Origin of the sequence: Paramylibacter ulvae, assembly GCF_014652655.1 — a bacterium.
Classification (GTDB): Bacteria; Pseudomonadota; Alphaproteobacteria; order Rhodobacterales; family Rhodobacteraceae; genus Amylibacter; species Amylibacter ulvae.
Map to the genome: position 1 here is coordinate 83,561 of NZ_BMZF01000002.1, position 19,658 is coordinate 103,218.

Genomic DNA, 19,658 nt, shown 5'->3' on the forward strand with positions numbered 1-19,658 from the left:
GTCACTAAAAATCCAGATTGGCGTAATGTGGTGGTTGCGGGAAACCCGATAATTGATCAGACAGCAATGATCGAAACGCAGGACGTGATTTGATCGTCGCGTACCAGTCTTTGACCAATGGTGATCGATCCCAATCCACATCGGAAATGTAATCCAAACAGCTTAACTGTGCCGCTGCGGAAAAATCAGCAAGACTTAACATATTCCCACCCAGCCAGCGGCGACGATCCAACAGCCACGACATATAATCCAGATGCATCTTAATTTGTCGCGAGCCTTCTTTCACATTCGTGCTTTCGGGGTAACCCACACCAGTGATGCGCTTCATCATGCGTTCACCCAACAGGTTCACCGTGACATCGCGATAAAATTTATCGTCAAACCAGCTGACCAAACGGCGCACTTCGGCCCGCTCTTCTGGTGTACGTGGTAACAATGGTGGGTTTGGGTGTTTTTCTTCGAGATATTCGCAAATCGCATTTGATTCACTCAAAATAAAGTCATCCACCTTTAACACAGGCACCTTGCCCGCGGGGTTCAGGCGGCGAAATTCGGAACGCTCTTCCCAGAAACGTTCTTCGATTAATTCGACCTCGATCTTTTTTTCCGCCAGAACCAAACGGGCCTTGCGGGAAAAGGGCGACAATGGAAAATGATAGAGTCTATGCATCATACGTTCATTTTTTTGGGGTGTACCCCTTCCTTGTGACAAGAGTTGAAAGAATTTTCAACACCTAGAAACAGTTATCACGCCCATCGGCGGCAATTGTTTGTGCGCCCGACATCACGCGGCGGGTTTTATTGCGGGTGGATCGCGATGGGCGGCTTGCGGATCGTTGTTGTGGGTTTGGTAAAATGGACGCCAAACGCGCGGCCTGTAGCGCACTGATGTTTTTTGGTGCTGCCCCAAAATAATGTTTCGCTGCTGCGCTTGCGCCAAACACGCCAGCGTCGAATTCGGCCACGTTTAAATAAACCTCTACGATGCGTTTTTTCGGCCAGATAATTTCAATCAGGATGGTAAATCCTGCTTCCAATCCTTTGCGCAGCCATGTGCGATCATGCCACAAAAACACGTTTTTCGCCACTTGTTGGGTGATGGTGGAACCACCGCGTGTTCCCCCGTCTTCCCATGCGTCTTTGATTGCGTCCAAATCAAACCCGCTGTGAAGGCAAAAATTCGCATCCTCTGCCGCGACCACGGATAATGGCATGTGGCGCGAAAAATCATCAAGCGCTGTCCAATCTTGCTTCACGCCACCCAGACGATGGCGTTCCTCCAAAATGTAAATCCCGTTGGGTGGATTGACGAACCGAAACAAAATAACCAAAAAAATGCACAGCGCGAAAAAGCCAAACACCCCACGCCAAACCCAACGCCAAACACGCGCGATCAGCCCACGTTTTTTGACAGGCTTTTTGCTGTTCTTTACCTTGGGCTTTGCGCTGTTTTTTGATTTGCGCGGTGCTGCTTTTTTGGACGTCGTCTTTGCCATGCCAACCTATTGTTTCACGGCAAGACTAGCCAAACCCGCACAATATTCCTAGCGCCAAAAAACAAGGGGCGCAAAACGCGCCCCTGAAAATTTATGCTGATTTTTTTGCACTTTCAGATCGCAAAGGATGCGGAATGCGCGACATCATTTCTTTGGGGCAGACTTGCACAAAATGTGCCAGTTCTTCTTCCCAGTGATGCAATATTTGTGCGCCCTTCGGGCTTCGCGTTTCGGCCACATGTTCTGTGATCAAACCCTTAAGCTGATCTTGCCAATGCGCAACGGTTACAGGTGCTGTTTCAAGGCTTTCCATATTTGCCACATCTGCAAACTTGCCTTCGGGGTCGTAGATATACGCCATACCACCCGTCATACCTGCGCCAAAGTTCGCACCAACCGTGCCAAGGATCACCGCAACGCCGCCGGTCATATATTCACAACCATTGGAACCACAGCCCTCGATCACAACGGATGCACCAGAATTGCGCACACCAAACCTTTCGCCTGCGCGACCATTGGCAAACAATTTACCATCCGTCGCACCATACAAAACCGTGTTACCGATAATGGTGTTTTCCGCGGCGATCAGCGGGCTAGACAACGGTGGGCGCACAACGATTTTACCACCCGACAAGCCTTTGCCGACGTAATCATTCGCATCACCCGATACCTCTAGCTTGAGCCCAGGTGCGGCAAACGCACCCAATGATTGGCCAGCGGAGCCTGTCAATTTGATTGTCAGGTGATCCTCTTGCAATTCATTACGCATCCCAAAACGTTTCACGATATGGGATGATACGCGTGTGCCAATGGTACGATGCGTGTTTTGCACCGCATAAGATAGCTGCATTTTTTCACCGTCCTTGAAAAACGGTTCTGCATCCGCCACGATTTCCGCATCCAGCGTATCTGTCACCGCTTGGCGTTCACGATTGCGATCGTATTTAATTGATTGCGAACCATCGACGCTGATCAACAACGGGTTCATATCCAGATCATCAAGATGCGCAGACCCACGTGATACCTGTGCCAACATATCAGCGCGCCCAATCACCTCGTCCAATGAACGCATACCAAGGCTGGCCAAAACTTCGCGTACTTCTTGGGCATAAAACGTGATTAGGTTTACAACCTTATCCGCATTACCAGTGAATTTTTTGCGCAGCTCTGGGTCTTGGACACAGACACCAACAGGGCATGTGTTTGATTGACATTGACGTACCATGATACAGCCCATCGCGATCAATGCCGCCGTGCCGATACCGTATTCTTCCGCACCCAACATGGCCGCCATTACGATATCCTTGCCCGTGCGCAAACCACCATCGGTGCGCAATGTCACACGATCACGCAGATTGTTCATTGCCAAAACTTGGTGTGCCTCTGACAGACCCATTTCCCATGGCAAACCAGCGTGTTTGATGGATGTCGCAGGGGATGCGCCCGTGCCACCATTGTGACCCGAAATCAGGATCACATCGGCCTTGGCCTTTGCGACACCAGCGGCGATAGTACCCACACCCGATGATGATACCAATTTCACCGTCACCTTGGCGCGTGGATTGATCTGTTTCAGATCGTAAATCAACTGTGCCAAATCTTCGATCGAATAAATATCGTGATGTGGGGGCGGTGAAATCAATGTCACACCCGGTGTTGAATGGCGCAGGCGTGCGATTAATTCCGTCACTTTGATGCCTGGCAATTGGCCACCTTCGCCCGGTTTTGCACCTTGGGCGACCTTGATTTCCAATTCTTCACATTGGTTTAGATATTCCGCTGTTACGCCAAAACGCCCCGATGCCACCTGTTTGATTTTCGCAGACGGGTTATCACCATTGGGTTCTGGTACGAAATGTGCGGGATCTTCGCCGCCCTCGCCGCTATCGGATTTTGCACCGATACGGTTCATCGCAACGTTCAATGTTTTATGTGCCTCTGGGCTCAATGCGCCCAATGACATTCCCGGCGTCACGAAACGTTTGCGAATTGCGGTGATGCTTTCAACCTCATCCACAGAAATTGGTTTTACGGCCGCTTTGAAATCCAACAAATCACGCAAGTGAATTGGTGGATTGCTTTGCATCGCTTTGCTGTATTGTTTCCACAAATCATATGATGCGCGGTCACAGGCGGCTTGCAACATGTGCATTGTTTGCGCTTCCCAAGCGTGTTTTTCACCCGAGCGGCGCGATTTGTAAAAACCACCGATGGGCAAAATATCTTGGCCTTGTTTCCAACCCTTGGCATGCACGGCTGTTACCTTGCGCTGAATACCGTGCAGACCGATGCCTGAAATGCGGCTTGGCATTCCGGGGAAGAATTCCGCAACCATTGCGCGGGACAGTCCAACCGCCTCAAAATTCAAACCACCGCGATAGGATGAAATCACAGAAATCCCCATCTTGGCCATAATTTTTAACAAACCTTGATTGATCGCCTCTTTGTAACGCAGAACTGCGGTTTCAAGCGTGCAATCCAACAATCCGCGATCAATACGATCGGCCAAGCTGTCCAATGCCAAATAGGCATTCACTGTGGTTGCACCAGATCCAACCAACACGGCAAAATAATGGGGGTCAATACATTCACCCGACTGTACGTTAATCGAACAGAACGTGCGCAAACCCGCCGCCGTTAACCATGAATGCACCGCAGATGTTGCCAAAATCATTGGCATCGCCACCTTGTTTTCATCCTGCGCTTTGTCGGTCAAAATGATTTGACCCGCACCTGAACGCACGGCCTCTTCGGCGCTTGCGCGGATACGATCCACCGCAATGCGAAGCCCGCGTTCATCTGATCCATCAAATGTACAATCGATGGTCGTCACCGCCTTGCCGAATTGTTCCACCATTGCGGCGAACCGCGCGTTGGATACAAACGGGCTGGATAATGTCAAAATCTCGGTTTGCTCGTTGCTTTCGTCCAGCACATTGCCAAGGTTCCCAAACCGCGTGCGCAGGCTCATCACGCGGCTTTCGCGCAGGCTGTCAATCGGTGGGTTGGTGACTTGGCTGAAATTTTGACGGAAAAAATGCGACAATGGGCGATACATATCGGACAATACCGCCGATGGTGTATCATCGCCCATGGATGCCAATGTTTCTTTGCCATCTTCGGCCATCGGGTGCAGGATCATTTCCAATTCTTCGATGGAATAACCTGCCGCCACTTGGCGTTTGCGCAATGCATCACCGCTAAATTCTACGATCTCTTTTTTCGCGGCTGTTACGTCATCCAGATCGATCACGGATTTCACCCATTCACCGAATGGTTTTTTCGCCGCCAATGTGTCCTTAAGCTCTGCATCATGAAACAGACGCTGTTCTTTCATGTCCACGGCCAACATTTGCCCTGGGCCGAGTGCGCCTTTTTCCATCACGGTCACTTCGTCGGTGGGAACCATGCCCGTCTCTGAACCTGCGATTACCAAACCATCGCCAGTGATGACATAACGCATCGGGCGCAACCCGTTGCGATCCAAACCTGCAACAACCCAACGCCCATCGGTCATTGCCAATGCGGCGGGGCCATCCCATGGTTCCATCACAGAATTGCAATATGAATACATATCCAACCACGATTGTGGCAGATCATCATTGGCCGAACTTTCAGGAACCAAAATGGTTTTCGCCATGGGCGCCGAACGCCCAGCGCGTACCAATGCTTCGAACACGGAATCAAGCGCACCTGAATCGGATGAACCCGCAGGGATCACTGGCTTGATATCCTCGGCGTATGATCCAAATGATTTGGAAGCCATGCGAATTTCATGGGATTTCATCCAATTCACATTGCCCTTTAATGTGTTGATTTCACCGTTATGCGCCAACATGCGGAACGGTTGTGCCAACCACCATTGTGGGAATGTGTTTGTTGAATAACGCTGGTGATAAATCGCAAATGCGGATTCAAAACGATCATCCATCAGGTCGGGGTAAAACACCGCAACCTGTTCGGCCAACATCATGCCTTTGTAAATGATCGAACGACATGACAATGAACAAACGTAAAAATCTTTGATTTGGCTTACGACAACCTGTTTTTCAATGCGCCGACGGATAACGTAAAGTTCGCGCTCGAATGTGTCTTCGTCCACACCTTTGGAATTGGAAATCAGAATTTGTTCGATTTCAGGGCGCGTGGCGTTTGCCTTTTCACCCAGACAAGACACATCCACGGGCACATGGCGCCAGCCGTAAATGTAATAGCCCATGCGCAACACTTCGGTTTCAACGATGGTACGGCAAGTTTCCTGTGCGGCGAAATTTGTGCGCGGCAAAAACACTTGTCCAACAGCGATCAATTCGCCCTTGCGTGGTACGTGGCCTGTGCGTTCAACCTGATCATAGAAAAACGGCACAGGGATTTGTACGTGGATACCCGCGCCATCACCTGTTTTACCATCCGCATCAACCGCACCGCGATGCCAAATCGCCTTGAGCGCCGCAATCGCGTTTTCGACTACTTTGCGGTTCTTTTTGCCATCAATGGCAACAACCAACCCAACCCCACAAGAGCTGTGCTCGTCGGCCTCTGAATACATGCCATGTTCGGCCACAAAGGCGCGTTTGGATTCTTGGTCTGCTTTCCAAGCTGCATCATATTTTGTCATCGATTCATCCTTTCGTCGGGTCGGGCAAACGGCAATGCCGCTGCTCGAAAATTGTTCTGGCTTGGGGTTAGACCCCGAATTTTGCTTGTATTTCGGCGCTGATCATCGTGTCGGTTTGATTGGCAATGCTGACATCACCAATGCACAGATCGGTGAAAAACTGACGTTTCATTTCCAACGCTGATGTATTGTTCAATGTGCCAATGGATATGGACACACCATCAACTCCGTTCAATTCGTAATAAATGCTTGAACCACAGGTTTTACAGAACGCTCGCTTTGCCCAATCTGATGATTCATACACGGCGAGCATATCCGCGCCTTTGGTGAATCTAAGATTGGCACCATGTGTGCCCATAAACATGCCACCCGCCCAGCGCTGGCACATTTTGCAATGGCACGCACCAAACGCGTTTTCGACATCCGCGGTAAATTCAATCCCACCGCACATACATTGACCCATCTGTGACATCACTTTTGCTCCCAAGGATATTGGGACAGATCGCTTGACCTATTTACCCTGACGGGCTGTAACGCTGTCGCACGGTTGTCCGACACCTGTCCGACGCTTGTCCGCCACATGTCATACAGCCAGTTTTGGGCATTTATGATCCAGGTTGCGATCATTCCGCCGCCACTGCAGATGCGTTATTGAGGTAATCCAAAATGCTGTCCGCGGCTTCGCGGCCATCGCGAATGGCCCAAACAACCAATGATGCACCGCGCACAATATCGCCCGCAGCAAACACGCCATCCATGGATGTTGCATGGGTTTGGAAATCGGCCTTCACCGTGCCCCAACGGGTCACTTCCAATTCGGGTGTATCCCACAATGTTGGCAATTCTTCTGGGCTGAAACCCAATGCTTTGATCACCAAATCCGCGTCTTCTGTATAATCTGCACCGGGGATTTCCTCGGGGCTTTGGCGGCCAGATGCATCTGGCGCACCAAGGCGCATTTTGGAAACAACAACGCCTGAAACGTCGCCTTCGCCTGTGAACCCTTTGGGGGCAGACAGCCAGACAAATTCAACGCCTTCCTCAATCGCATTTTGTGTTTCGCGTTGTGATCCCGGCATGTTTTTCTGATCGCGACGATACAAACATTTCACCGATATCGCACCTTGACGAATGGCTGTGCGCACACAATCCATTGCGGTGTCACCACCGCCGATCACGACAACCTTTTTGCCCGTGGCGGATAATTCACCGCTTTCAATTTCGGGCACTGTGTCACCGAAATTCAAACGGTTTGATGCGGTCAGATAATCAATCGCTTTAACAATTCCGTTGTTACCCGCACCCGGTCCGCCCAGATCGCGAGACTTGTAAACACCAGTACCAATAAGGATTGCATCATGTTTTGCACGCAAATCGGCAAAGCTGATATCAACACCGATATTGGTGTTCAGCACAAATTCAACACCGCCATCAGACAGCAATTTATTGCGGCGCATCACCACATCTTTTTCCAATTTGAAACCGGGGATACCATATGTCAGCAATCCACCCGCGCGATCATAACGATCATAAACGGTGACTTGCACGCCTTGGCGACGCAACATATCGGCGGCGGCCAAACCTGCAGGGCCCGCACCAATAATGCCAACGGATTCGTCACGCTCTGCAAATGGTTTTGCGGCCTTAACCCAGCCCTTTTCCCACGCGGTATCCGTGATGTATTTTTCCACCGATCCGATTGTCACGGTGCCGTGGCCCGATTGTTCAATCACACAGTTGCCTTCGCACAGGCGATCCTGTGGGCAAATGCGGCCACAAATTTCTGGGAAAGTGTTCGTTGCCTGTGAAATTTCATAGGCTTCTTCTAAACGCCCCTCTGCCGTCAGGCGGAGCCAGTCTGGGATGTTATTATGCAGCGGGCAGTGGGTTTGGCAAAACGGCACGCCACATTGCGAACAACGGCTTGCTTGCTCCTCTGCTTTGACCGCGGCGAACTCTTGATAGATTTCATCGTAATCTTTTTTGCGTAAATCTGGCACACGTTTTTGGGGCATGTCCCGTTCTACGTTTACAAATTTCAGCATTTTTTGCTGTGCCATCGCTTGCCTCTTTATTTTGGTAACACGTTTGCGCGTGTTTTAAACAAGCAGAGAAGGAATGAAAAGTCAATCTTACTGACCTATTTGTGGGAAATTTGATATATTTGAAAGTTACGTAACTGAATTTCAACAAATTTAGGTAACTTAAACTTACCTAAATTGGCAATTCCCTTTGAATCCAAAGGTTTTTATGGTCACCCAAACGAATCAAGGATGAATCATGTCATTGTTTTATTTATTACTTCTCGCGGTAATTCAGGGGATCACTGAATTTTTGCCCGTATCGTCATCGGGACATCTGGCATTGTTGCCTGCATTAACGGGCGCACAGGATCAAGGGCAATTCATTGATGTTGCGGTTCATATTGGCACGCTTGGTGCGGTTGTTCTCTACTTTTGGGCCGATGTGAAATCTGCATTCTTTGGCGCGTTGCGATTAATCACGGGCAAGATTGATACCGATGGTGCAAAATTGGCGCTGTTATTAATCGTCGCCACCATCCCCGTGGTCATCATTGGATTTATCCTCAAGCTCACAGGCCTGTCCGACGCCATGCGCTCGATCAAGGTCATTGGCTGGGCCATGTTAATCTTTGGTATCGTACTTTATTGGGCAGATCAAAAGGGTGCACAGACCAAGGTACAATCGGATTGGAACCTACCCGACGCGATCAAACTTGGCCTATGGCAAGCCGTCGCTCTGATCCCTGGCACATCGCGTTCTGGCATCACCATTACGGGTGCGCGCCAAATGGGATACACCCGTGAAGATGGCGCAAAAATCGCCATGTTAATGTCGATCCCCACGATCATCGCATCGGGTGTTTTGCTGGGATTGGATGTTGCCAAAAGTGCGGATTGGGCCATGGCAAAAGACGGCGCAATTGCCGCGGTGTTTGCATTCGCGGCCGCATTGCTTGCGTTGTCGTTGATGATGAAGCTGCTCAAATCTGTCAGCTTCACCCCATATGTGATTTATCGGGTTGTTTTGGGTATCGCGTTACTGGCATATGCCTACGCCTAGGTGCGTAGGTTTTTACCAGATTCCGTCAATTCAGTGTACTGTCCATATGGGCGGTGGCAATACAGATATTCATCCAAAACCGAAGCCATCGCCGTGGGTGTGATTTTCAACGTGCTAAATGATTTAGCACCGCTTGAAACCACATTGTCAACGCGCAGCCCCTTCACCTGATCGGGTGTCAGGATGGTATTTTTAAACAAACCTAGGGTCAGTTTTTGTGTCAAATTGAACCCCCACGCTTTCATCCGCGCGAAGAAAAACGGTACAGGGATCACGATACGATTGCGACGCACAGATTTTTGCATCCGCGCAATCAAATCAGCAAAGCTTTCTGTATCTGGCCCGCCAAGCTCGTAAACGCCACCCGCGGCCTGACCCAAAATGCCTTGTTCTGCTGCAGCTGCAACATCATCGACATATACAGGTTGGAACAATGTGTTGCCACCAACCAGTGGAATCACTGGGAAATATTTTGCCATCTTGGCAAAACGGTTGAAAAATTCATCCTCTGGCCCAAAAATCACACCTGGGCGCAGGATCATCGCGGATTTGAAATGTTCCTTTACTGCCGCTTCGCCTTCGGCCTTGCTGCGTGAATAGGCGCTATCAGCATCCACATCTGCGCCAAGTGCCGAGATATGCACCAATTCCGCAACACGTTCTTGTTTCGCAATACGTGCAATGCGCCCAGCGCCATCCACATGAACTGCATCAAAATTATTCTTGCCTGTGGCATCAAACGTACCAACACAATTCACAACCGCATCAGCACCCGCAATCGCCGCGCGCACAGACGCATCGTCGCGCACGTTTGCTAAGATTGGTTCAACTTGCCCCACGCTTCCATAAGGGCGAACAAACATCGCCTCGTTTGGGCGACGCACGGCAACGCGCACGCGCCATCCCTGCTTGGCCATACGCCGTGCAATATAACGGCCTACAAAGCCTGATCCACCAAAGATCGTTACCAATTTAGGAGTTGCGGTCATGAAACGCTCCAACATTAATAGAATTCAACATAGGCATTACCGCGCTGGGGCCGCGCAAACAAGTTGAATCGCGAATTTGTGCAATTCTTGACGTTGACTTGTCCCAATGTCGCGTATAAATCGCCCCAACGTGACCTGCCCAGGTGGCGGAATTGGTAGACGCGCCAGCTTCAGGTGCTGGTGTCTGTATGGACGTGGAGGTTCGAGTCCTCTCCTGGGCACCAAATATTTGATAGATACCGAAATTTCACTCCACAAAACCTTCCGTCTTCATGGTTATATCCTGATAACGCGCGTTGGTTTTCTAGGGTGTTTCGCTTAACCTCGCATCATCCACGATTTTCGCGAAACCAGTTTCGCGCAGCAACCGTGGCAAGCAATCGATAACCTTTTGGGCGGATCCAGTATGCGCACGATAGAAATCAAGCAAGGCTTTCCATCGGACATTAATGTCGTCACAGCCAAACAACCCATCTACAACGTCAACGGCAAGTAGCGCTGGTGTGTCCGCTTGTTTCAAAACACCTGCATCCAATGCTTCTTTGGCAGGGTATTCAATTGACCATGTGTATGGCCCAACGAATACTGGCTTTTGAACTGCGATGGGTTCGATGATGTTGTGTGCGCCCCTTCGATCAAATCCACCCCCAACAACAACAGCATCAGACAGGCCAAGATAGAAATACATTTCACCAAAGCTGTCTCCAACCAAGATGTCCAAATTGGGTTCAACTGTGCCAACAATGCACAGATTATCGTCGAACAACACAGATCGATTTTGAACCGTGAATTTGTCATTCAAAATTTGTGTAATTGGAACAAAGCGTTCAGTTGCTCTTGGAACGTAAATAATCAATGGCGCTGTTTCACCACGCGATATCGCAGTATTACGAATTTCATCAATTAGCGCCAAATTTTCTGACTCTTCGCCCTCTACGGCGCTGGCGATGGTCACTATTTTTCGCGACATTGGCGCCAGTTTTTCGCGCACCAAAATCACCGAATCTAACAAATTTTGGGGAACGTTTTGATCAAACCGCGTTTCACCCGTGATCGCAATATGGGTGCAACCGATATGTCGAAACCGATCTGCCTGAGGTTTTGATTTTGCAAAAATTCCAACATAACCCGTACAAATTTTCGCCAAAAATTGATCCGGAGCTCGCCCAGATTTATGATCGGAATATTGCGCATTACACAAAAACAGAGGCACTTTGAAATGACGAGAGCGATCAATCATCATGGGCCAAATTTCCGCTTCCATGACCAAGCCAAACTTGGGTTGGAAAGCATCAAAAAATCGCTGATATGCACCATGAAACTCAAATGGTATATATGAAAATTGCAGTGACCCAGCTGCGATTTCGGGCGCAAAAATTTCTTGTGTGGTTTGCCGACCAGCTGGCGTCATGTTGGTCACGACGATCTTTAACCCTTGGTTTAGATATTTGTGAATAATTGGTACAGCAGAGCGAACTTCGCCCATAGAATTCGCATGAAGCCAAACCGTGGCTGGTTTTGGTGATTTATAAAACCCAAAACGCTCGGGGATATTTTGACGATAGGCAGAGTCACGTCTGCTACGAAGGAGAAAATATGCCAAAATTATCGGCGATAGGATGACCCACGCCACCCGATACAAAAACAACTGAACCCGTGTTTTTAAGGTGAGGAACGGATGCTTGCGCGTAGCGATATCAGCGGCCTGTTGACCGTGCGTTCCGTTACGCATTCTTAGTGCTTTGCTGTTGCATTTCATCTGTCCAAACTGCAAATTACGGCGTTGAAGCCCTTGGTAAAATGGATTGACGCAAGATGCAAATCGGAACAGCAGCAGAGCTGGGGGTCAGCCCGGAGCAGGTTCAAAATTTTTATCGCGATGTTTGGTCTCGACCGATCGCATTGTCAGATCCAAATTTCTATGCTTGGCAATTTATCAATTCGCCCCGCGATATGGGATTGGACAGTTGCGTAATCGCATTTGATGAAAAGATAGGCCAAGTTGCCGGAGCAATGGGGGTCACACCGCGTAATTTCAATTTGGGCCAGACAACATTGCGCGGCGGTGAATTGACAACATGGGCAACTGGCGAGGCTTATCGAAACAAGGGCGCTGGTGCGAAAATTCTAAAACATATCATGGATAATTTTGATATTCTCATCGGGATGGGAATTACGAATGATGCATTGCCGATTTATTTGCGCAGTGGGTTCAAATATGTGCGCGAAATACCGCGATTTGTAAAAGTTCTAGATTTTGAAAAAATAGAAGCCTTTTGTGAAACCGACGCAATGGGCATGCGATTGGCGAAAAAATGGTCGGGTGTTTCAAGCAAAAACTATGACGTATCTGTCGCCACCCCAGATGATATTGAATCCGCTTACGCGCAGATGACAAAACAATACAATCTGTTCGCGCGCGATAGTGTAAACATGGCTTGGCGGTATGATGCACATCCCAATTTTAAGTACATGCAATTTTGTGTGCGCCCGATAGGGTCAAAACACAAATCAATCGTAGCAGTACGTTTCCACCAAACAGATCAAGGTTTCACGGTGTTACACATCATGGATGTGTTTGGCGATCAAAGCGCAATTGGCCCTGCGAGATGTTTTATCGAAAACTTTGGCGCAGAAAACGGTGCGCATGTGATAGACTTTTATTGCACGAGCTCCGCAATCTATGCAGAGTTTGTTGCAAATAATTGGTTTTCAACAACCAACGATCCGCAGTTTTGTTTTCCACATTTGTTTTCACCCCTTGAATTGCGCCACCCACAAACAACGTCTTTGATTTACTGGGCAAAGGATCATTTGGTGGATATGGCAGATATTTCCAAGCTATACATCACCAAACAAGATGCAGATTTGGATCGGCCTGTACCCGCTACAGCCACGTAAACAGGAAATGCGATGACTTTAACCAGCGTTATGTATCATTACGTTCGCCCAATCGCGAAATCGCGGTTTCCAAATTTAAAGGGGTTGGAACTGTCTGGGTTCGTGCGACAGTTGGATTATTTGCAATCCACATATAACATCATTTCGCCCGAACATTTCTTGGCACATCTAATCAACGGCGAACGCTTGCCTGATCGGGCGTGCACATTGACGTTTGATGATGGGTATCGAGATCACTTTGACTTTGTATTTCCAGAATTGATGCGCCGAAATTTGACCGGTTTTTTCTTTCCACCTGCTTGTGCCATCCGAGACAAGTCATTGCTGGACGTGAATGCGATTCATTTTATCTTAGCATCATCAGATGATCAAACCACGCTGCTGCGCGATTTGAAAACCGAATGTATGGCGGCGGGTATGAACCCTGCACAATGGGATGCCTATCGCAATAGCGTAAACGTCGAAAATCGTTATGACGCGCCAGAAATCACATTTGTAAAACGAATGTTGCAACGTGAATTGCCCCATCAAATGCGGAGCAGCATTACGAAAACTCTGTTCGAAAAATACGTAGGAATAACCCCGACGGATTTTTGCACCGAACTGTATGTGACATCCGACGAATTGCGCGAAATGATGGCCAATGGCATGTATGTGGGAAATCACACATATAACCATGTTTGGCTGAACAGTGTTTCGAAAAATGAACAAAAACAAGAGCTTGAACTGTCACAAGACTATCTAAGCTCACTTGGTGTACCGTCTGACAACTGGGTTATGTGTTATCCTTACGGTGGGTATAACGCAGATACATTGGCAATTTTGCGCACAATGGGCTGCGTTGCTGGGTTCACGGTGAAAGTGGGTACAGCAAATCTTGCAACCGATGATCCGTTGCAAATCAATCGTTTTGATACTAATGATTTTCCCCAGTAATATGATCCGCCATTGCGCTCGCTAATGCATATCATATTGCAAGAGTTGCGAATTTTACTTTCGCAAATTAACGCCTATATTACGAGTTGCAGACAAAAGAATACCAACAAATCTGCTTGGCCAGCGAGAGGTGAATTGAGTGAATAATCGCGTTTTTGATTTGGGGGTATCGATCCCACTGTTTTTAATCGCATTGCCTGTAATTCTTGTGATCTGTGTCGCTGTTTCTATTGAATCTCGCGGGGCGCCGATATTTCGGCAAACGCGTCTTGGCAAAGATGAAAAGTTGTTTTCATTGTATAAAATTCGCACCATGAAAAAGGGCACTGGCGATCATCCGACCCATACCGTGGGTGGCGAGCATATAACGCGCATCGGGCGATTTTTGCGCAAATCAAAATTTGATGAGCTACCACAATTTTGGAACGTGATTATTGGCGATATGCGCCTTGTTGGGCCGCGCCCCAATTTGCCCAACCAACAACCCCTGATCCTTATTCGCCGCCAATATGGTGTGTTTAGAACGCGCCCTGGTATCACTGGCCTCGCACAAGTGAACAATATCGATATGTCGACACATGAAACATTGGCGATTGCCGACAAAGAATATATCGAGCGTCAAAATATTTGGCTGGATATTCAGATACTGTTATCAACATTTGCCCGCACCAAGGCTCCAAGGCTTAACCACAGCATATTCCAATGACCGCGCCATTAAATGTCGCATATTCTGGCGCAAATGGTTTCGTTGGGAAATGTCTTGGGGGCACGTTACAAAATCACCGTAAAACGATTGCCCCAATTGCGTTGGCACGGACTGGTTCTAAATCGGATCGGCGTTGTCCAGATTTAATTAATTGCGATGTATTGGATTGGCAAACAGCGTTGCAGGGCGCAGATGTCTATATCCACCTTGCCGCATATTTACCATTTGGTAACCAAGATACACCAGAGTCTGAAAAATTGTTGCACGTGGCAAATTGCCAAGCTGCGGTAACGGCTTTGAACGGATTTGCATTGGCAGGGGGGCGTAAAATGATTTTTGTGTCATCGCTATTGGTGAATGGAGCCACATCGGGTGCCACACCGTTTAAATGGAATGATACACCCAAACCCGAAAATGCATATGCGCGCTCTAAATTAGATGCCGAAAATGCACTGATACCGCACGCCAAATCGCTGGGTGTTGAATTGATGATATTGCGCCCACCATTGATTTACGGCGCAAATGTCACCGGAAAATTTCGAACGTTAATTGAACATATCAAGGCAGAAAAACCACTGCCATTTAAAAACATTTCTAACAGTCGAGACATGATCGGATTGCGCAATTTTTGCGACATTCTGGTGATGTTGTCACGACAATTTAACGCGATTGATAAACCCATACTACTGTGTGATCGGGCGCCAATTTCAACACCTGATCTCATAGAGAAAATCGCCAAGGCGTATGGCGTTCCTTCTCGGTTAATCAACATACCCAAGCTTTTGTTTTTGATCGCGAAACGGATACCGATTGTCGGTGCTGCGGTGCGACGCCTAACCAATGATGTACGGGTAGATGATCAAATTTTACGCGACAACTGCGACTGGGAACCGCGGTTCACCATTGACGATGAAATGGCTGCCATTGCGCAGGCAGATAAACAGCAACTTAATTCATAAATGCTGGCGCGGATTGTTATCTTAGCGGCGTGTTTACCCTATCTAAAGGCCAGCCCGTTACAGACGGATATACAACCCCACTTTTTTTTATTGTTTATTGGTTTGATGGCGTTTTGCACGATCAAGGATGGCGAATTGCCATTTGCGGCAACCACGCTGATTATTACGTTAGCAATGGGTATTGCGGGTCTGATTTTGGGTGCTGGCGTCAATACACTGGCACTGCTTACCTTTCCGATTGCAACGGCTTTTTTTGCACGCCAAAATCAAACGGCCTTAACCCAGACAATAAAAGTCGCGCTCATTTTCTATGTATTTGGGCTTGCCGTTGAAATAGTTGCGCCCAGCATATTGGATTTGGTGGTGTCAAACCAACGTGGCAGCGTTGCGCGCGGGATGACATCCTTCACATCAGAACCGTCATATCTGGGATTGATCGGTTTGGCGATTGTTGTGGTCTTGCTCCATCTTCGTCAGTCTTTTTGGTGGATAACGTTATCCTGTTTCTTGGTGCTCGCCTCTGAATCACTCACTGCAATTGCTCCGCTCGCGGTCATTTTGGTTCTGGCAAATTTGCGTGCAAATCGAATTCATTATGTTGTGCTGACAGTGATTGTATTGGTGATTTTGTTTAACGGTATTGTTCAAACCGACACGCGCATGGGCATGTTGCTGGCCGATGTCTCTCAAGATCAAAGTTTGATTTGGAACGATCAAAGTTTTTCCAACCGTATCGCGCGTGGCTTGGCACCCATCGCAAGCGCATTCCAATCTGGATTTTGGCCACATGCATTTCCTCAATCTGGTGATATCAATGTGAATTTCGATTTTCTTGCCAATGGTGCAGACACCACGATCGAGCGTTTATCCAGTATTGCAACTGTATTAATTTATGTGTTTGGATTCACAAGTATTCCACTTGTTATTGGATATATATGCATCGCACGTGCGCGGCTGTTTTTGATTATCGCCGTTATTTATTTTGGGCTGACGAATATTTCGATCAGCACACCGTATCTATATTTATTGCTCAGCTTACCGTTGATGCATCGCTTTTCCACGGAGTCAGCAGATAACCATAGCTAACTGGCTGAAGTGTTCTGCGAAAAACGCACCAAGATACAAAAGGCGCCTCGCAAAATTGCGGGCGCCTTTTGGAATGGTTTTCGTTAGATTTTATTAATAACGATAGTGTTCTGGCTTATATGGGCCAACGGGTGTTACGCCAATATAATCTGCCTGTTCCTTGGATAATTCAGTCAGCTTCACACCAATACGATCGAGATGTAGGCGCGCAACTTTTTCATCCAGATGCTTGGGCAAAATATACACTTCGTTTTTATATTCATCACCTTTGGTCCACAGCTCGATCTGTGCCAACACTTGGTTTGTAAATGATGCGGACATCACAAATGATGGATGACCCGTCGCATTGCCAAGGTTCAACAAACGCCCTTGTGACAACAGGATCATACGGTTGCCAGATGGCATTTCGATCATATCAACTTGATCTTTGATGTTGGTCCATTTGTGGTTTTTCAATGCAGCAACCTGAATCTCATTATCGAAATGTCCAATGTTACCAACAATCGCCATGTCCTTCATTTCGCGCATATGTTCGATACGAATGACATCTTTGTTGCCTGTGGTTGTGATGAAAATATCTGCGCTTGATACCGCGTCTTCCAGTGTTACCACCTCAAACCCGTCCATCGCCGCTTGCAATGCACAAATTGGATCAACCTCCGTTACCTTCACGCGCGCACCTGCGCCGCTCAAGGATGCAGCGGAACCTTTCCCAACATCACCGTACCCGCACACCACGGCAGTTTTACCCGCCATCATTGTGTCGGTTGCGCGACGAATGCCATCAACCAGTGATTCCTTGCAGCCGTATTTGTTATCAAATTTTGACTTGGTCACGGAATCATTCACGTTGATCGCCGGGAAAGGCAATTGCCCCTTTTTGTGCAAATCATACAGACGGTGAACGCCCGTCGTTGTTTCCTCTGAAACACCTTGGATCGCATCGCGTGTTTTGGTGAACCAACCTGGACTGGCCGCCATACGCTTTTTGATCTGAGCAAAAATTGCTTCTTCTTCTTCGGATGTTGGAACCTCGATCAGGTCGGTTTCGCCCGCTTCGACACGTGCGCCAAGCAACACGTACAGCGTCGCATCACCACCATCATCAAGGATCAAATTCGCACCATCTGGGAACATGAATGAGCGATCCAAATAATCCCAATGCTCCACCAATGTTTGCCCCTTGATTGCAAACACGGGAACACCCGCCGCCGCAATAGATGCCGCCGCATGGTCTTGGGTGGAAAAAATATTACATGATGCCCAACGCACATCTGCGCCCAGCGCCACCAGCGTTTCAATCAACACAGCCGTTTGAATTGTCATGTGCAACGATCCAACAATACGCGCACCTTTTAATGGTTTGCTTTTGCCGTATTCATCGCGCAACGCCATCAGACCCGGCATTTCAGTTTCTGCGATATCCAATTCTTTGCGGCCAAATTCCGCCAAAGAAATATCTTTTACAATGTAATCTTGTGTCATGGTCTCTACCGTATATGGGGATTAACAATCTTGCTTGCTGCCTATCACTAGGATAGTCAATCGGCAAGTAGGACGGGAAATATCAACAAAGGCACAAAGCGCGAGACATGGAATTTCACTATCAAAAACCAATCTCAACCGCGTTAAAATCGTCGCTGCGAAAAATAAATCGCGGGGTATATCGAATTTATGGTGCTCCAACCGCGAGCATATCCACAGAACTCACATTAAACGGCAGACCGGTTATATTTCTGCACAACCCCAAGGCAGCGGGCACCAGTTTGCGCAAATTGTTGGGTGTGCACAAACAATCTCATGTTTATCCACGAGAAAAACTGTCTGAACGATATTGGTTAAATTGTTTTTCAATCGCCGCTGTCCGCCACCCATTTGATCGATTTATTTCAGGATATTTTTATCATGTTCTTGGCCCATATATGGGCGGCTTAGTCAAAGCGTATGGCCCAATGGTCAAGGATTTGGATCCATTTCAATATCTCGCACTTATTGAACATGAAAACGGCTATATTCCCGCACAAACAAATTGGACGCATTTTCCAAGTGTCACGAAACCACGTGTCGATCTTTTGTTACGCGTGGAAGAGGCGGATAAATGGATGGAACAATTTAAAAATGCTGGGCTCGATATGACGGGGCGACGGATGCATCACGAAAACCAAAGCGACCATGCAACGGATACACGTCGCGAACGTTTAAACCTGAGCGTTGCTGAATTTTCTCGCCTGCGCGACGAAGTATTTGAATCATATAAAAACGATTACGAGATTTTTGGGTATGACAAGTAAACGCGCATGGCAGCGCATGTTATCAGGGCGACGTTTGGATTTATTGCATCCATCGCCGCTGGATATTGAAATCGAAGATATCGCGCATGGGCTTTCTTTTGTGGCGCGCTGGAATGGGCAAACGCACGGCGATTATCCGTATTCAGTCGCTGAACATTCGGTATTTGTTACGGAATTGTTCACTCGCCTGAACCCTCGCATTGATCGCAAATGGCGGTTGGCGGCTTTGTTGCATGATGCGCCTGAATATGTGATCGGCGACATGATTAGCCCCGTCAAAAGCGCGGTCGGACCCGCGTATAAAGAGATGGACGATCGCCTGACGGCCGCCATTCATCAAAAATTCGGATTGCCCGCAAAAATTCCCGATTTGATTAAACGCCAAATTAAACGCGCCGATACGCTCTCCGCATGGTTAGAGGCGGTGCAATTGGCAGGGTTTAGTCGCGAGGAGGCTGATAAATTATTCGGCAAACCGGTGTTAAAGGATTTACCAAATCGCACATTGCGCCCCCACCCCCCGATGGAGGTGAAGGGTCAATTTTTAGAAGTATTTCATGATCTAATCGACAGCGTCTAATCGCGCTGCGAT

Annotated in this window: 16 protein-coding genes and 1 tRNA gene; 9 read left to right on the top strand and 8 right to left on the bottom strand. The window is 48.1% G+C overall.

What is annotated here, in order from left to right; translation table 11 throughout:
* Positions 1 to 4 precede the first annotated feature (4 nt).
* From fzlA to IE094_RS05270, 5 genes are all read right to left on the bottom strand, one after another.
* Positions 5 to 670 carry an FtsZ-binding protein FzlA gene (fzlA, locus tag IE094_RS05250; RefSeq protein ID WP_189639809.1) on the bottom strand — a complete coding sequence of 222 codons (666 nt, stop codon included), beginning with the start codon at positions 668 to 670 and terminating at the stop codon, positions 5 to 7.
* Between the two features lie 64 nt (positions 671 to 734).
* On the bottom strand, positions 735 to 1,496 hold the full coding sequence (gene mtgA / locus IE094_RS05255) for a monofunctional biosynthetic peptidoglycan transglycosylase (RefSeq protein WP_189639538.1): 762 nt from the start codon (positions 1,494 to 1,496) through the stop codon (positions 735 to 737).
* Positions 1,497 to 1,587: 91 nt separating this feature from the next.
* The gene (gene gltB, locus IE094_RS05260; protein WP_189639539.1) at positions 1,588 to 6,114 is read right to left on the bottom strand and encodes a glutamate synthase large subunit; all 4,527 of its coding nucleotides are present in this window, start codon (positions 6,112 to 6,114) and stop codon (positions 1,588 to 1,590) included.
* Positions 6,115 to 6,181: 67 nt separating this feature from the next.
* Complete coding sequence (locus IE094_RS05265) at positions 6,182 to 6,586, bottom strand: GFA family protein (protein WP_189639540.1); 405 nt, start codon at positions 6,584 to 6,586, stop codon at positions 6,182 to 6,184.
* Between the two features lie 151 nt (positions 6,587 to 6,737).
* A complete protein-coding gene (locus IE094_RS05270) occupies positions 6,738 to 8,174 on the bottom strand; it encodes an NAD(P)-dependent oxidoreductase (protein ID WP_189639541.1) in 1,437 nt (478 codons plus the stop codon).
* 220 nt (positions 8,175 to 8,394) lie between these two features.
* Between IE094_RS05270 and IE094_RS05275 the strand changes: the two genes are divergently transcribed.
* A complete protein-coding gene (locus IE094_RS05275; RefSeq protein ID WP_189639542.1) occupies positions 8,395 to 9,198 on the top strand; it encodes an undecaprenyl-diphosphate phosphatase in 804 nt (267 codons plus the stop codon).
* On the opposite strand, the gene IE094_RS05280 is transcribed toward IE094_RS05275, so the two are convergent.
* Entirely contained in the window at positions 9,195 to 10,187 is a 993-nt protein-coding gene (locus IE094_RS05280) for a complex I NDUFA9 subunit family protein (protein ID WP_189639543.1), read from the bottom strand. The two genes, IE094_RS05275 and IE094_RS05280, sit on opposite strands and share 4 nt — an antisense overlap.
* A 137-nt stretch (positions 10,188 to 10,324) precedes the next feature.
* Here IE094_RS05280 and IE094_RS05285 point away from each other — a divergent pair.
* Positions 10,325 to 10,411: transfer RNA gene (locus IE094_RS05285), tRNA-Leu, on the top strand.
* An 80-nt stretch (positions 10,412 to 10,491) separates the two neighbouring features.
* Here the strand turns inward: IE094_RS05285 and IE094_RS05290 are convergent.
* Positions 10,492 to 11,919 (bottom strand): 3-deoxy-D-manno-octulosonic acid transferase, encoded by a 1,428-nt coding sequence (locus tag IE094_RS05290; RefSeq protein WP_189639544.1) that lies wholly within the window; start codon positions 11,917 to 11,919, stop codon positions 10,492 to 10,494.
* An 83-nt stretch (positions 11,920 to 12,002) separates the two neighbouring features.
* Between IE094_RS05290 and IE094_RS05295 the strand changes: the two genes are divergently transcribed.
* The 5 genes from IE094_RS05295 (at position 12,003) to IE094_RS05315 (ending at position 16,775) form a co-directional block, all read left to right on the top strand.
* Complete coding sequence (locus IE094_RS05295; protein WP_189639545.1) at positions 12,003 to 13,088, top strand: GNAT family N-acetyltransferase; 1,086 nt, start codon at positions 12,003 to 12,005, stop codon at positions 13,086 to 13,088.
* Positions 13,089 to 13,100: 12 nt separating this feature from the next.
* Entirely contained in the window at positions 13,101 to 14,024 is a 924-nt protein-coding gene (locus IE094_RS05300; protein ID WP_189639546.1) for a polysaccharide deacetylase family protein, read from the top strand.
* A gap of 139 nt (positions 14,025 to 14,163) precedes the next feature.
* Positions 14,164 to 14,730, top strand: a complete 567-nt coding sequence (locus tag IE094_RS05305; RefSeq protein ID WP_189639547.1) for a sugar transferase — start codon at positions 14,164 to 14,166, stop codon at positions 14,728 to 14,730.
* Positions 14,727 to 15,689, top strand: a complete 963-nt coding sequence (locus IE094_RS05310; RefSeq protein WP_189639548.1) for an NAD-dependent epimerase/dehydratase family protein — start codon at positions 14,727 to 14,729, stop codon at positions 15,687 to 15,689. The genes IE094_RS05305 and IE094_RS05310 overlap by 4 nt, the downstream gene beginning before the upstream one ends.
* Positions 15,690 to 16,775: a hypothetical protein gene (locus IE094_RS05315; RefSeq protein ID WP_229802068.1), complete on the top strand. Its 1,086-nt coding sequence runs from the start codon at positions 15,690 to 15,692 to the stop codon at positions 16,773 to 16,775. It abuts the gene before it with no gap.
* A 93-nt stretch (positions 16,776 to 16,868) separates the two neighbouring features.
* Here IE094_RS05315 and ahcY read toward each other — a convergent pair whose 3' ends face one another.
* A complete protein-coding gene (ahcY, locus tag IE094_RS05320; protein WP_189639550.1) occupies positions 16,869 to 18,260 on the bottom strand; it encodes an adenosylhomocysteinase in 1,392 nt (463 codons plus the stop codon).
* A gap of 299 nt (positions 18,261 to 18,559) precedes the next feature.
* Between ahcY and IE094_RS05325 the strand changes: the two genes are divergently transcribed.
* Together IE094_RS05325 and IE094_RS05330 are read left to right on the top strand one after the other, a co-directional pair.
* On the top strand, positions 18,560 to 19,066 hold the full coding sequence (locus tag IE094_RS05325; protein ID WP_229802069.1) for a sulfotransferase family 2 domain-containing protein: 507 nt from the start codon (positions 18,560 to 18,562) through the stop codon (positions 19,064 to 19,066).
* Positions 19,056 to 19,646: a YfbR-like 5'-deoxynucleotidase gene (locus IE094_RS05330; protein WP_189639552.1), complete on the top strand. Its 591-nt coding sequence runs from the start codon at positions 19,056 to 19,058 to the stop codon at positions 19,644 to 19,646. The genes IE094_RS05325 and IE094_RS05330 overlap by 11 nt, the downstream gene beginning before the upstream one ends.
* Positions 19,647 to 19,658: the final 12 nt, after the last annotated feature.

Coding starts and splice junctions, on each gene's coding strand:
- IE094_RS05295 (WP_189639545.1), top strand. CDS start 12,003: ATGCAAATCGGAACAGCAGCAGAGCTGGGGGTCAGCCCGGAGCAGGTT.
- IE094_RS05265 (WP_189639540.1), bottom strand. CDS start 6,586: ATGTCACAGATGGGTCAATGTATGTGCGGTGGGATTGAATTTACCGCG.
- IE094_RS05290 (WP_189639544.1), bottom strand. CDS start 11,919: ATGCGTAACGGAACGCACGGTCAACAGGCCGCTGATATCGCTACGCGC.
- gltB (WP_189639539.1), bottom strand. CDS start 6,114: ATGACAAAATATGATGCAGCTTGGAAAGCAGACCAAGAATCCAAACGC.
- IE094_RS05300 (WP_189639546.1), top strand. CDS start 13,101: ATGACTTTAACCAGCGTTATGTATCATTACGTTCGCCCAATCGCGAAA.
- IE094_RS05330 (WP_189639552.1), top strand. CDS start 19,056: ATGACAAGTAAACGCGCATGGCAGCGCATGTTATCAGGGCGACGTTTG.
- IE094_RS05310 (WP_189639548.1), top strand. CDS start 14,727: ATGACCGCGCCATTAAATGTCGCATATTCTGGCGCAAATGGTTTCGTT.
- IE094_RS05315 (WP_229802068.1), top strand. CDS start 15,690: ATGCTGGCGCGGATTGTTATCTTAGCGGCGTGTTTACCCTATCTAAAG.
- ahcY (WP_189639550.1), bottom strand. CDS start 18,260: ATGACACAAGATTACATTGTAAAAGATATTTCTTTGGCGGAATTTGGC.
- IE094_RS05270 (WP_189639541.1), bottom strand. CDS start 8,174: ATGGCACAGCAAAAAATGCTGAAATTTGTAAACGTAGAACGGGACATG.
- IE094_RS05280 (WP_189639543.1), bottom strand. CDS start 10,187: ATGACCGCAACTCCTAAATTGGTAACGATCTTTGGTGGATCAGGCTTT.
- mtgA (WP_189639538.1), bottom strand. CDS start 1,496: ATGGCAAAGACGACGTCCAAAAAAGCAGCACCGCGCAAATCAAAAAAC.
- IE094_RS05275 (WP_189639542.1), top strand. CDS start 8,395: ATGTCATTGTTTTATTTATTACTTCTCGCGGTAATTCAGGGGATCACT.
- fzlA (WP_189639809.1), bottom strand. CDS start 670: ATGCATAGACTCTATCATTTTCCATTGTCGCCCTTTTCCCGCAAGGCC.